Here is a 12,516-nt window from a genome sequence, read left to right on the forward strand (position 1 = left end):
TTCCATCCTCTTTACACTAGAAACAGCAAAGCCTTAAGCAAGTCACACTCATTGAATGCACTTTGCTTAAGGCTAAAAAAGGTGGCTGACTCGATTGGCTTTGCTTACGCAACATCCGCCAGCCACCCAAAATCAACGCTTACGCTTCGACGGGTTTGCGCCAGTCATCCGAGCCTGAAGTACCCGCGTTCACGTGATCCCACAGGATTTTACGGTAAGACATAGAAACCGTAACGTTTTGTGTGAAGTCGCCGTTTTTTGGATCTTGGCAGTGTGGCATTTCGCAATGAATGTCCACGATAGACGCGCTTTCGAGTTTGGTCGTGAAGAAGTTCTCTTGCTTACCTTCGATAGAGGTACGGTACCATTTTAGCTCAACCGATTTCATCTTCTCACCCGAAGAGAGGGCGTTATAAAGCAGAGGAACCGCTTTGTTGAGCGCGACGGTGAATTTGAATGGTTTGTGCACACGTTGACCTGAAGGCTGACCCGATTGTGGGTCGGTCGGTACAGTCACAACGTGGTCAAACATTTGAACCAACATTTGGTCTTCATGACCTTCAACGAATGCATCGCCGATAGAGTCAGTAGAAAGAGCACCAGCAGTGATGAGGCCCTGTGTTTCGCCTTCGATAGAGATATAACATGGAGTTGGCATAGCTTAATCCTTATTGAGTGAATCAAAGCGATGTGAACCACATCGCACAGTTTGATGCTTCTCTACGCAAAAGAAATGCCAAATCAAAAAGATCTATATATCAAGTGGTTAGAAAAACCCAGCAAACACTCAAGCAATAAATTGCTCGCGTGGGCAAAAAATTGCTCACGGTAACAAAATTTTTGCCCATCACACCTGCCGAAGAAAAAAAGTCTCTTCAGTTCGAATAAAGTCTGATCATTTACAATAAATGATTGATCGCTTTTGGGCTATATCAAGTCTGTCGGGGGCAGCTAAGCTAAAACAGTTTTTGCCCCAACACTCGCTAGATCAAATACTCTATAAAATTTAGGGGCGTGCATTTTTCCTACTAAATCTAATCCCAGCTCAGTAACGTCACTAGACTCTATTTTGGTGTCTAAATAGGCTAAATTAGAAAGGTGCTTGCTACGTTTTTACCACAGTTTGTCATTGATCAGTGATGTAGCACCCTTTTTAATTAAAGAATGTCCCTAAGTCATTGCTAGGTCTTATTCATCACAGAAATCACGAAATTATGTTGTTATTCTGTCTACATATAAAAATATAGGATAGATATTATGAAGTTATCTTTTGGTTCTCGTAGACCCTACTTGGTGTTTTCGGACGAGCGACACTTTTATTATGCTTTAGGCTTCTTAGTTCGTTCAATTGAAACGCGAGCTTGCAAGTTAGTTTGGGAAAACAACCAACACCAAGGTGCTTGGGGGCATGAATGCCGTATTAAAATTTTTGATCGCCTCTTTGAGTTCAAAACTTTATATACTGGTCGCGTAAGTGCTGGAGTTGGTAACATTTTAGGTCGCATCAATTGTAACCAATATCTTGAGCATTTGACTTTACATCATAGTTTTAGCTTCCAGTCTGAACCTGATTATCAGTCAGTAAAAGCTACGGTGCCAACTGCTCGCCAACAGGATTTCGATGACGGCTACAGTGCTTGATACAAAATTTAGGCACTTGAACTGAAGTGGAGAGCTTTTTCTTGTACTCAGCCTGAATTTTTCTTTATTATGCATACACATTTGGAAGGGGTTCCCGAGTGGCCGAAGAAAGTAGACTGTAAACCTATTCGCACTGCATTCGATGGTTCCAATCCATCCTTTCCCACTACACTCTAAAAGCCAGCATATTGCTGGTTTTTTCATGTTTCTCGCCCAAAAAAAACCACAATAAAAAATAATCACATGTTAATCAACAAGTTAATTTAATGGTTCTTTTTATCCCTTCAAGTTTTGATTAAGTGTGTTAGAATGTGCATGTCAATAAATGAGGGTATATCATGCTAACGTACGTCAGCCTATTCAGTTCGGCGGGAGTTGGGTGCTTCGGTTTAAAAGAACTTGGGTTTAAATGTATCGCCACTGCTGAACTGTTAGAAAAGCGTTTAAACATCCAAAAATACAACAATAAGTGTGAGTATGATTCTGGATACATCTGTGGTGATCTTACTCAAAAAGACACGCATGACAGGCTTTACGGTGAAATAGCTGCCTACAAGCAGCGTAAAAAGCTTAAAGATATTGACCTCGTTGTGGCGACGCCTCCGTGCCAAGGCATGAGTGTGGCTAACCATAAGAAAAATGAGGAGCTTGGGCGTAACTCGCTAGTGGTTGAGTCTTTGAAGATTGTCAAAGAACAGCAGCCAAGGTTTTTTATCTTTGAAAACGTACGCGCGTTTCTTCAATCAGTGTGTACCGATCTCGATGGTGTCGATAAACCTATCAAAGAGGCTATCCATACCAACTTGGGCCCAGACTACCAGATTGAAAGCAAAGTTCTTAACCTCAAGAACTATGGCGCGAACTCAAGTCGCACCCGTACACTTGTAATTGGTGTTAGAAGAGATCAAAAAGGCGTGACACCGCTCGATCTTTATCCAGATTTCCGCCCCGAGAAAACACTGCAAGACGTTATTGGTCACTTACCATATCTAAAAAAGATGGGTGAATTTTCTGAGGATGATTTCTTCCACTCATTCAGGCCGTATAAAGAAGAAATGTTGCCTTGGATTAAGGCCACTCCTTACGGCAAGAGTGCATTTGATAATACCGACGACAAGCTAAAGCCGCACAAGGTTGTCGATGGACAAATTGTGGTGAACCAGAGCAAAAATGGCGATAAGTATCAACGTCAGCTTTGGGATAAGGTCGCGCCTTGTATTCACACACGCAACGATTGTTTGCCAAGCCAAAACACTGTCCATCCGGTGGATGACCGCGTTTTCAGTATTCGTGAATTGATGCTGATGATGTCGATCCCTGAGTCTTTTCAATGGTTCCCAAGTGGTACTGTACCAACCAACGCTGCTAATTATGAAGTAAAAAATCAGTTTAGAAAGAAGACTGATATCAATATTCGCCAATGCTTGGGTGAAGCGGTGCCTAGCGCCGTGTTCGGTGAAATAGGACGTAAGATCATAGGTGTGAAGTCTCCTCGTTTATCTGAAAAACAGATCGCTGATACCATCCGAGAGTATCACTTGGAAGACATGGCAACACTTTACAAGTTCGTTGAGAAGAACTGGCAAGACTATGCATCACAAGACATGTTCAAAATCTGTGAGTTAGCCAACGCAGAACGACTTGATACCGCTGCATATTACACCGACCAAGAAATCTGCTTTTCAGCAATAGCGCCGTTGCCGGAGATTAGTTCTGACACCTTACGCGTACTAGAGCCGGCGGTTGGTGTGGGTAACTTCTTGCATCAAATTGTCAAAAAGTATCAAGGTAAAAAACTGATCATTGATTGCGTGGACATCAACAAAGATTCGATTGAACTTTGTAAACTGCTGATCAACAAATACATCTCGCTCGATAATGTAGAAATCAATTTTTTTAATGAAGACTTCTTACTGCTAGAAACCAACAAAACCTACGATGTGGTTGTTGGTAATCCGCCGTACATGAAAATCAAAGATAACAGCCTGCTTAGTAAGTATCGTCGTGGCTTGGCGAACCAAACTACTAATAACATTTTCTCGTTTTTTATTGAGAAATGCAGCAAGTTGGGCAAGCATGTTTCATTAATTGTACCAAAAGCGCTACTAAATGCGCCGGAATATATGAAGACGCGAAAGTTGCTAGAAATGCACACACTGCTGCATATCAACGATTACAATGAAAAAGCGTTCGATGTGAAAATTGAGACTGTTTCAGTTACTTACACAACTTCCAAGCCTAAAAACCACAGTCAGGTGAGCGTTTACTCTTACCTGAACAAGGCTTACTTTGTGCTTGAGCAAGACTACTTGACTCATAACTACTTCAATAGTTGGTTGTTGTATCGTAATGAATGGTTTGATGAGATTTTCCAGACCCTAGAGTTTGGTAAGTTTAAAGTTTTTCGTGACCGTCAAATCACCAAGAAACACACGAAAAAGCAGGGTAAATATCGCGTAATTAAGTCGCGCAATATCGGCCATGGGGACATCAAAGACATTGAAAATTACGATTGCTATGTGGATGATATCTCAGAATTCGCAGTGAAAAAGTATCTCGATGCCAATGTAATTCTGGTGCCGAACCTGACCTACAATCCACGCGCAACACGCCTGCCAAAAGGCAGCGTGGCTGATGGTTCAGCGGCAATTTTATATACCGATGATGTGGTGACCGATGATAATATTGATTACTTCTCAAGTTCTGAGTTTAATCAGTTTTATCGCATCGCGAGAAACTATGGTACACGTTCGATGAATATCGACAGTGTTTCAGTGAGTTACTTTGGGATGAAACGCTAATCTAATAATGCAGCTTGAAGATTGTTATTAAAAAAATAGCAGGTATGACGCCTACTATTTTTTTACTCAAGTTTTGAGCGCCTAGGTGGCAAAGCTAGTTGATATATGCCGCAGCAATTTTATGTCTGATCTCTTCCACGCCCATCCCCTCGGTAAGCAAATCGGAATCTAACCCTGTGTTCACTACATTGATGAACTCATTCAAGCTATAAAACTCATCAAATTGAGAGAAGACCGAGCGTTCAATGCTGTCTAATTTCGCGAGTAGGCCAACCAGTTGGTAAGACTTTGATACGGTCTGAGTGTTGCCATTGGGGTGTGCGTAGGCTAGGTGCTGCCCTGGCGTTAGTAATATAAGGTTTTCAAGCGTATCAGAAAGCTCAGGGAAGACTGCTTGAGGGAAAATATGGTGCACATGGCTAGCCTCCAATTCCTTAAAGCGATTCACCTCACTCTTGCCCTCATGGTAGCGACGTACACTCTTCTTCGCTTTGTTGACGTGGTAGACCTCAGTGGTCGTTTCCTCTGGAATTTGCTCAAGGAATGTGGCCCTTGGCATGTCTTTCGGTTTGTTTAGGTCTCTAAAGTTAGGACGGTTGTAAATGAGATCTTGGTAAGGGATTGGCCCTGATGACAGATGCCCATCTTTTGAACCATGTGAGGATCTAGCAAAGGCGATGGGATTCAGCACTTTAGGGAATATTCGGTTACATTCCGTAACGCCATTAATCTTGGTGTAGTTGATGATAAAGCTGCTGTAGCTCTCTTTAAGATCTGAATAGTTGACCTTGTTCGGGCTAGCAAAGAACTGCTCAAATTTAGGGTAAAGACCGCTATCACGCATTACTTTTGTTAGGTAACTGACGACAAAATTTAGAGTGTTACGCTCGCTGGCAGCAATGTAACTAAGAAAGTCCTCATTGGCGACTCTGTAGAGGGTGGCGTTTCCAGATTTTCCTGTTTCTTGGAGTACACCTGCTTGTGTCAGAGCTTTGATTGGCATCGATGCGACTTTATCATATTCACGAGCAGCGCCAGGATCACTGATTGCTGGCTTTTTGAAATGCCCTGCCATCACTTCATTTAACTCATCGGAATACATGACATTCTTCACGGTAAATGTTTGTTGGCCGTTTTCATGCATCTCTAAAATGACATCACTAACCGAGCAAAGCACGTCTAATGTACACTTTTGGTCAAAGTAGCGGCCATTACCATTAAGACGAAGATCTAGATTCAGTGAATCGAAATGCGCCTCAATACTTTCTTTAATTTTTCTCACAGGTTGACTTGCCTCAAGGGGTACTGCATATATCCCATTGAATCTACAAAGTTATTAAGGAACGCACAATGTTTTTGTACTTTTTTAGTGTAAGCGTTGGCAAACCCTATTGCCGAGACTGTCGATAATTGAACGAAACAATCGTTCAACTTTTGCAAGTGACACTAGCTTTAGCAATTGATAGTTAACGATAGTTTTTGTTATTTGCGCTTAATCCCAAGTGTTGAACAAGCACGATGTCTAGATATGTAAATTGTACGAACGCCGTCAAAGGTGATGATATCTTGATGATTTTTTAAGAAAATTATCATACTAGCTTGCCATACTAAAACTAATTCGACGAACCACAATTTAAGTACGAACTCTAAGAAGCTTTTGTACAGAAAGGTTTTTGAAATTGGTCAATCTTTATTATCATCTCCTTAGATTTGGCATTAGTGATGCGCCTAAAAAATGATCAAACCTTAGCATTCACATTGATAAAAAATGCATGAAAAATCCACATTTCCGATGAAACTATTTTGTCCTCTAACAACACTATTGCGTTGCAGCAAGCTTCCGACATTAGTGTAGACAAAACACACTGAATTTCTGCACTGGCTTAACAACGAAAATTCTGGAAAAATGCTGAATGTGACAGAAATCCATTAAAATTCAGCCTCAACCGGGAAGTTTTCTGGAAAATGCCGCAAGACTAGAGCAGACAAAGCTTTACAGATTAATTCCAGAAATTACGTGTGGTAGTATTGTGATACCATGAGAAACTAAATATATTCTTTATCGTAAAACAGCAGCGAGTCATAAGCCGCCTCGCTGCTGTTTAAATTACGAATAGATATATCGCAATGAAATATAAAAATAAAAAGTAATATTCCTCAATCTACTCTTTCTGAATTGGGGCTTCTAAGTTATAAGATTCGTATATCCTAGTAATCTCTCCGGAACGACGCATTTCAGCTAAAATATTCTCTAGCTGATCGATATACTGATAGTTCGCCGATCGTTTAGGCACACTAAAAAAACGACCATTTAGGTAAATATTTTTATAACTTATTTTCTTTAATTTAGGGTCATTTTCAAAAAGATTAAGCCCATGCTGTTCAGAGGTGATAGCAAGATCGATGCGACTAGCCTCTAGCATATTGATAATTTGTTCTACGCTAGTGACAAAACTGATTTTTAATTTGTCTGTATTTTGGTTAAATTGGTCACTATAAAAACTGCCATTGAGTGCACCAATAACAAAACCTCGGCTGACAATTTCATCAAAACTATTTGCATCAATATCCGAGTTCGTCCGAGTAAAATAAAACACCTCTCTTTCACCATACCCCATTAATAATGGGTGAAGAAACTGTTCTCTCTCTTCATCCATAGAGTGCAGAGGAATAAGATCAACTCCACCCTGTGGTGCAACACCAATGGTTCTTGCCCAAGGAACTTTTGTCCAATGGACTTTATGCCCCAACTTAAGAATAACCTGGTTAATCACATCGCCACCAGGGCCTTTACACTCACCATTTTCAAAATAAAGATAGGGCTTTCTATCTCGGCAATGCCCCTCCCACGTAACATTCGCTAAAAGTGGGGCTGACATAAATAGGCTTAAGCAACCAATGATGAATATCCGTATAAACTTTATCATATCGCTTCCTTTAATTAATCAATTAATCCTAATGTTAAATACTTTTAGGAATAACTTAAATATAGTCACTAAGTGGCAATTTTGCTTATATCTCATGAATAACGGCTCATCAATATCATCTAAGAATATGCCCAATAGCAAAAATCATCCTGTCATAAAGATAACCTCAGAATATGCTCTTAAAGATGATTAAAATCCCACTAAAGTAATTTTCCCTTGGGCTAACGCCCCCATTTGGCAGGAAAAATCGACCCGTTTATCCGCTTCTTTGGCAAATAGGGTTTCGAGCTTTTCAAATGATTGAGGGATAAAACTGATATTTTTTAACTTCAAGCTTTTGCGGGTTTGATTATCAAGAAACGCTAATGCGGAAGCACTTAACACTTTCTGGCAAGTATCGAGAATATCTTTACTGACCATTTTGCTGTGTACCGCTTGTTGTAGTTGCTCTTTGGTAATGCTGGGGTTGCCTTTAGCAAAGACACAAACGGCGTAGATATCAAGCAGTGCCACCGCGCGCGGCTTTTGCGTTTCGCCATCTTCATAGACTGCCATCAAACAAGGAATTTTACTCTCATCAAACGATTGGCGACGAATATTATTCAGCACGATATCAGCACCTACCGCTCTTTTTAGCAGCTTCTCTAGCTGCGAAAGCTTTGGTAAAGCCAACTCATCTTGCAGCTCGACCATTTCATCTAATTCAATGCAGCTATCTTCCGCTCCTTGCACTAAAGGAAGCAACTTTTGGTGCAGTTCACCATCGTCAAACGGTTTCGATAACACAAACGACGCTCCAGCTTCAAGCGCCTGTTTGATTTGTTGCTCATCGGCCACCGTGGTGAGCATTGCCACTTTTATCCCGAGCTTACGTTTGGTTATCGCTTGTGTCAGCTCCAGCCCCGTCATGCCGGGCATGTGCCAATCTGTTAAGACAATATCCGGCTGCCAACTGCCAATCAGCTTGAGTGCGGCCTTACCATTGTCTGCCTTTTGAATGGACAAACGTCGGTAGCCAAACGCCTCTAAGGCTCGTCTGACTATTTCAAGTGTCGCTTTACTGTCATCAACAATGAGAATCTTCACAGCATATTTTTCTATGACCTAACTTGTTCAAAGTATAGGCACATTTTTTTACAACAACTAAACTTACCTGAAAATACAGCAACAAAAGTGGGTTTATGTGATGCCAATACAAGAGTTCCTCACCGAAAAGGTTTTATCGCTCTTAGCGATCGATCTCGGGCTTATTATCTTGTTGGCTTGGTTTTTTATCCTGCTGCTGATCCTGCGTGAATTTAGGAAATTTGCGCATGGTTTTACTCGTAATAAAAGTGATAGCGATGAAGACACGCTTCATCTATGCCAACAATCCGTTGAAAATGCGTTGAACTACACCGCAGAGCATAGCTCGACTCTGAATGATTTAATCATCATTCAAAAAGCGCTCGAGCAACAGGTTTCTCTCATCAAAAATTCCTCTTCTAAGGGCATTAGTGCCGAAGATCAGGCTTCAATTGATGAGCTCAATGAGAAATTGAGTAAATCGCATAAGTTGATCCGCAAACTGAAAGGCGATCTCGATAAAAGTGTGAAAGGGCTACGAGTGACTCGTAAAAAACTCTTTGCTCAAACTGATACCGTTGACAGTTTGAAAGAAGAAAAAGCCACCATCGAAAAAGAGTTTGAACAGTTAGAAGCGGAATACATCAAGATCAGTAAAGCGGGTGATTTCTACGAAATGGCAAAAAATTATCAAGCCGAGAAAAAAGAACTACTAGAGACCATTGAGAAATACAAAGAGCAAGCCAAACAAGGTAGCACTTCTGTCGATGTCGAAGCGATGAAAAAACAGTTGTATCACATCAGTAAAGAAAAAGATTTTATCGAACAACGCTATCTACAATTACTCGAAGAGGGAAAGAAAGAGTAGCGCTGCCGCCATTTCTGACGGCAAACTGAGACACTTATTTAACGCAAATAACATTGAGTAATGAGGAACCTTTCAGTTGGCTGACTTTACCGTTGGTAAAAAGCCCTTTTTGCGACCATCCCCAATAAGGTAAGTGCATTGGCCATTGGTTACTGTCCATCTGTTTTGAATCCAAAAGGCGTTGCCACTCTTCTTCCGTTACCAAGCGCATCGCCATTTTTTGGCAGGTTTTTTCTGCCACCTCGTAGTTTAGGCGGCTCCATGCTAGGCCATGTTCCATATAGAACTGTTCATCACTCGAACGTAAATGAGGCACCACAAACTGCAAACCGTTTGCGGTGGTGCTCAAACGAATTTCAACCGCTGGCGGAACATTAAGAGCTGGCGCTTTGGTTGATGGTTTCGTTGATAATGGCGAACTCGCCATTTCCACTTGTGGTTTCGGTAAAGACTTTTTGGTGATTTGTTTTGCGGCAGACGTTGCTTGAGCGGAAGTTGTCTTTTTTATCGGCGAGCTAGACTGTGGGCGCCCTTTGACAACCTCACGAATGAAAGCTTCTTTGTAACCGGGGATTTGCTGGATAAGAGGCAGTTCTTTTTTTACTTGCTCATAATCAGTATAAGGACCGATTAAGCAACGATACGTTTTCGCTTCTGGTTTTAGCCATACATCGGTAGAAATATGGGTATAAAACGCTTTGGCTTTCAGCAAAGATAATGGCTTATTTAACACACCACACTGAATCCAAAAAGTGGATGATTGCCCTTTGGGCTTTTTCTTTCCCCATAAACCTTGCCCTATTGGGCATGCTTTATCAAGAATGGGCAGCTGATCGACAGAAGCTTGAGTCGCATCACAAAGAAAATCTTCCGCCCAAGCGGGTTGAAATAAAGCCAGCGACGCCAACACCGTTAGGCTTGATGTCACACACAGGGTCGTTTTCCGCATCAGGGTCATCATATTGAGTCCATATACTTGCTTAATAGTAGTGACAACATTACCGATTCAATGTTCCCTAGTTCAATGGATTTGGGTTGGGTATAACAAAAATACTAGCAAAAAAAGAGCCGCATTTGACGGCGGCTTTTAGTTTAGGGATTTTCTTTAGCAAAAATCAATTGCCACATCACCCTTTGTAAATTTTTGGGTTAAAAACATCGCGTAGCCAGTCACCCAACAGATTGATCACCAACACTAATGTGACGAGTACAAAACCAGGGAAAGCCGTAATCCACCAAGCGCCAGAGAAGATGTAGTTAAAGCCCATGCTAATCAAAGCACCCAATGATGGCTGATCGACTGGCAAACCTAAACCTAGGAAAGAGAGTGCCGCTTCAGACATGATCGCATTGGCAATTTGCACAGTTGAGATAACCAAAATAGGCGATAAACAGTTAGGTAAAATATGGCGAAACATGATGCGTGGCGATTTAAAACCCATCACACGAGCCGCTTCCACATACTCTTTTTTCTTCTCGGCGAGCACTGACGCACGAATTGTCCGCGCGTATTGTGGCCACTCAGCCACGCCGATAATCACCACCAGCATCACAACCGCATACTGACTATAAAATTCACTCCCAAAACTGGCTTTGAAAATTGCCGAAACAATGATCGCCACCATCATGGTTGAAAACGATAGCTGTACATCGGCAAAACGCATCAAAAAGCTATCAATACGTCCGCCAAAGTAGCCAGCAGAAAGGCCAATCACGATACCAAGTAGCAACTGTAAACCGACCGCCAAAAAGCCAATCGTCAGTGATAGACGCGAACCATACAGTATGGTCGACAAAATATCGCGCCCTTGCTCATCCGTGCCGAGAACAAAGCGCTCATCAGCTCCGTCCATCCAAGAGGGAGGTAATTCTGCATCCATCAGATCAATCGATGATAGGTCGTACGGGTTACTGGGGGCAATGAGTGGCGCAGCGACAGACAAAGTTAAGAATACCAAAAAGATGACGAAGCTGGTCATCGCCACTTTATCACGCAAGAAATAGTACAAAAAATCAGACTGTTTAAAACGCTCCCAACGAGATGGAGCAGCAGCAAATTGGCTCATGATTAAGCTCCTTTTCCAGTAAGGTTCACAGTCGGGTTAATCAGACCGTATAACAGATCGACAATGGTGTTGGTGACAACGAAAATCAGGCCAACGAATATGACGTAAGCGGTGATCAGCGGAGTATCAACTCGGTTGATCGCTTCAAGGAAAAGAAAGCCCGTACCCGGCCACTGAAAAACAGTCTCGGTTAAGATGGTGTAGGCCACCATAGTCCCAATTTGTACACCGCCGACGGTTAGCACCGGTAACATGGTATTTTTAAGGGCATGTTGGTAGTAGATTTTGTTCAATGCCAAGCCTTTAGCTTTAGCAAATTTGATGTATTCCGAGCTCAGCACTTCCAACATTTCAGAACGAACTAAACGAATAAACAGCGGCAGCATGATCGACGCCAGTGAAACACAAGGCAGCACCAAGTGTGCTAATCCATCAGCCGTGAAAAAGCCAGATTCCCAACCCAACCAATTGGCGGTTTCCCCTCGTCCATACGATGGTAACCAACCTAACGTGATCGAGAAAACGTACATCAACATAATCGCAGTTAAGAACACTGGGATAGAAATACCAATACTGCTGCCCGCCATCACCACTTTGGTAAAGAAGCTTTTGGGATGAATGGCTGTGTAAACCCCTAATGGAATGGAACAGACAATGATGATTACAGTCGCACCGAGCACAAGCTCTAACGTTGCGATTAATTTATCGAGAATAACGTCTACCGCAGGACGTTTGAAAAAGTAGGACGTGCCTAAATCACCCTGCACCGCGGCCGTAATAAAACGAGTATATTTGGCAATGAAAGGATCATTCAGTCCAAGTTCATCGCGCAGCGCTTGGCGCTCGCTTTCTGAAACAGACTGCCCAACAAGCTCACGCAATGGGTCGCCTAAGTTATCCTGAATGGCAAACGCCACCAGACTGATCACAAACATCACTATCAGTGCCTGAAACAGGCGCTTGACCAGAAACGAAAACATTCCTTGCCCCTTAAACTATCCATGATGGTTCTTTTTAAAATTGAATTAACTTTAATAGGAACGAAAAAATTCAGCCTAAAAAATGACACTCGACCCGACTGAAATAAAGCAAAGTGCAGAGATCTTAATAAGGCATCCAAGCGGATGCCTTGAGTGACTTAAGCGCCG

At 42.0% G+C, this 12,516-nt stretch carries 10 protein-coding genes; 3 read left to right on the forward strand and 7 right to left on the reverse strand.

What is annotated here, in order from left to right:
• Window positions 1-139 precede the first annotated feature (139 nt).
• On the reverse strand, window positions 140-658 hold the full coding sequence (locus AACQ21_RS11930; RefSeq protein WP_019281889.1) for an Hcp family type VI secretion system effector: 519 nt from the start codon (window positions 656-658) through the stop codon (window positions 140-142).
• A gap of 599 nt (window positions 659-1,257) precedes the next feature.
• On the opposite strand from AACQ21_RS11930, the gene AACQ21_RS11935 reads away from it, so the two are divergent.
• Entirely contained in the window at window positions 1,258-1,641 is a 384-nt protein-coding gene (locus AACQ21_RS11935; RefSeq protein ID WP_105976527.1) for a hypothetical protein, read from the forward strand.
• A gap of 338 nt (window positions 1,642-1,979) precedes the next feature.
• Window positions 1,980-4,442 (forward strand): DNA cytosine methyltransferase, encoded by a 2,463-nt coding sequence (locus tag AACQ21_RS11940; protein WP_105976528.1) that lies wholly within the window; start codon window positions 1,980-1,982, stop codon window positions 4,440-4,442.
• A gap of 94 nt (window positions 4,443-4,536) precedes the next feature.
• On the opposite strand, the gene AACQ21_RS11945 is transcribed toward AACQ21_RS11940, so the two are convergent.
• The 3 genes from AACQ21_RS11945 to AACQ21_RS11955 all read right to left on the reverse strand — a co-directional run bounded on the left by AACQ21_RS11945 (window position 4,537) and on the right by AACQ21_RS11955 (window position 8,455).
• Complete coding sequence (locus AACQ21_RS11945) at window positions 4,537-5,724, reverse strand: hypothetical protein (protein WP_258174176.1); 1,188 nt, start codon at window positions 5,722-5,724, stop codon at window positions 4,537-4,539.
• Between the two features lie 880 nt (window positions 5,725-6,604).
• Window positions 6,605-7,369, reverse strand: coding sequence for a substrate-binding periplasmic protein (locus tag AACQ21_RS11950; RefSeq protein ID WP_013855665.1), 765 nt, complete (start codon window positions 7,367-7,369; stop codon window positions 6,605-6,607).
• 189 nt (window positions 7,370-7,558) lie between these two features.
• On the reverse strand, window positions 7,559-8,455 hold the full coding sequence (locus AACQ21_RS11955; RefSeq protein ID WP_105976529.1) for a response regulator: 897 nt from the start codon (window positions 8,453-8,455) through the stop codon (window positions 7,559-7,561).
• A 97-nt stretch (window positions 8,456-8,552) separates the two neighbouring features.
• Here AACQ21_RS11955 and AACQ21_RS11960 point away from each other — a divergent pair, with 97 nt between their 5' ends.
• Window positions 8,553-9,302 carry a chromosome partitioning protein ParA gene (locus AACQ21_RS11960; RefSeq protein ID WP_105976530.1) on the forward strand — a complete coding sequence of 250 codons (750 nt, stop codon included), beginning with the start codon at window positions 8,553-8,555 and terminating at the stop codon, window positions 9,300-9,302.
• A gap of 34 nt (window positions 9,303-9,336) precedes the next feature.
• On the opposite strand, the gene AACQ21_RS11965 is transcribed toward AACQ21_RS11960, so the two are convergent.
• The 3 genes from AACQ21_RS11965 to AACQ21_RS11975 all read right to left on the reverse strand — a co-directional run bounded on the left by AACQ21_RS11965 (window position 9,337) and on the right by AACQ21_RS11975 (window position 12,348).
• The gene (locus AACQ21_RS11965) at window positions 9,337-10,263 is read right to left on the reverse strand and encodes an SPOR domain-containing protein (protein WP_019281823.1); all 927 of its coding nucleotides are present in this window, start codon (window positions 10,261-10,263) and stop codon (window positions 9,337-9,339) included.
• 166 nt (window positions 10,264-10,429) lie between these two features.
• A complete protein-coding gene (locus AACQ21_RS11970) occupies window positions 10,430-11,368 on the reverse strand; it encodes an ABC transporter permease (RefSeq protein ID WP_010319654.1) in 939 nt (312 codons plus the stop codon).
• A gap of 2 nt (window positions 11,369-11,370) precedes the next feature.
• On the reverse strand, window positions 11,371-12,348 hold the full coding sequence (locus tag AACQ21_RS11975; RefSeq protein WP_013855660.1) for an ABC transporter permease: 978 nt from the start codon (window positions 12,346-12,348) through the stop codon (window positions 11,371-11,373).
• Window positions 12,349-12,516 lie beyond the last annotated feature (168 nt).

Origin of the sequence: Vibrio sp. V01_P9A10T6 (genome assembly GCF_963877065.1) — a bacterium.
Lineage (GTDB): Bacteria > Pseudomonadota > Gammaproteobacteria > Enterobacterales > Vibrionaceae > Vibrio > Vibrio anguillarum.

What these genes read in the sequence shown, in the direction of transcription:
- AACQ21_RS11930 (WP_019281889.1), bottom strand. Translation starts at nt 658, where the DNA reads ATGCCAACTCCATGTTATATCTCTATCGAAGGCGAAACACAGGGCCTC.
- AACQ21_RS11935 (WP_105976527.1), top strand. Translation starts at nt 1,258, where the DNA reads ATGAAGTTATCTTTTGGTTCTCGTAGACCCTACTTGGTGTTTTCGGAC.
- AACQ21_RS11940 (WP_105976528.1), top strand. Translation starts at nt 1,980, where the DNA reads ATGCTAACGTACGTCAGCCTATTCAGTTCGGCGGGAGTTGGGTGCTTC.
- AACQ21_RS11950 (WP_013855665.1), bottom strand. Translation starts at nt 7,369, where the DNA reads ATGATAAAGTTTATACGGATATTCATCATTGGTTGCTTAAGCCTATTT.
- AACQ21_RS11965 (WP_019281823.1), bottom strand. Translation starts at nt 10,263, where the DNA reads ATGATGACCCTGATGCGGAAAACGACCCTGTGTGTGACATCAAGCCTA.
- AACQ21_RS11970 (WP_010319654.1), bottom strand. Translation starts at nt 11,368, where the DNA reads ATGAGCCAATTTGCTGCTGCTCCATCTCGTTGGGAGCGTTTTAAACAG.
- AACQ21_RS11975 (WP_013855660.1), bottom strand. Translation starts at nt 12,348, where the DNA reads ATGTTTTCGTTTCTGGTCAAGCGCCTGTTTCAGGCACTGATAGTGATG.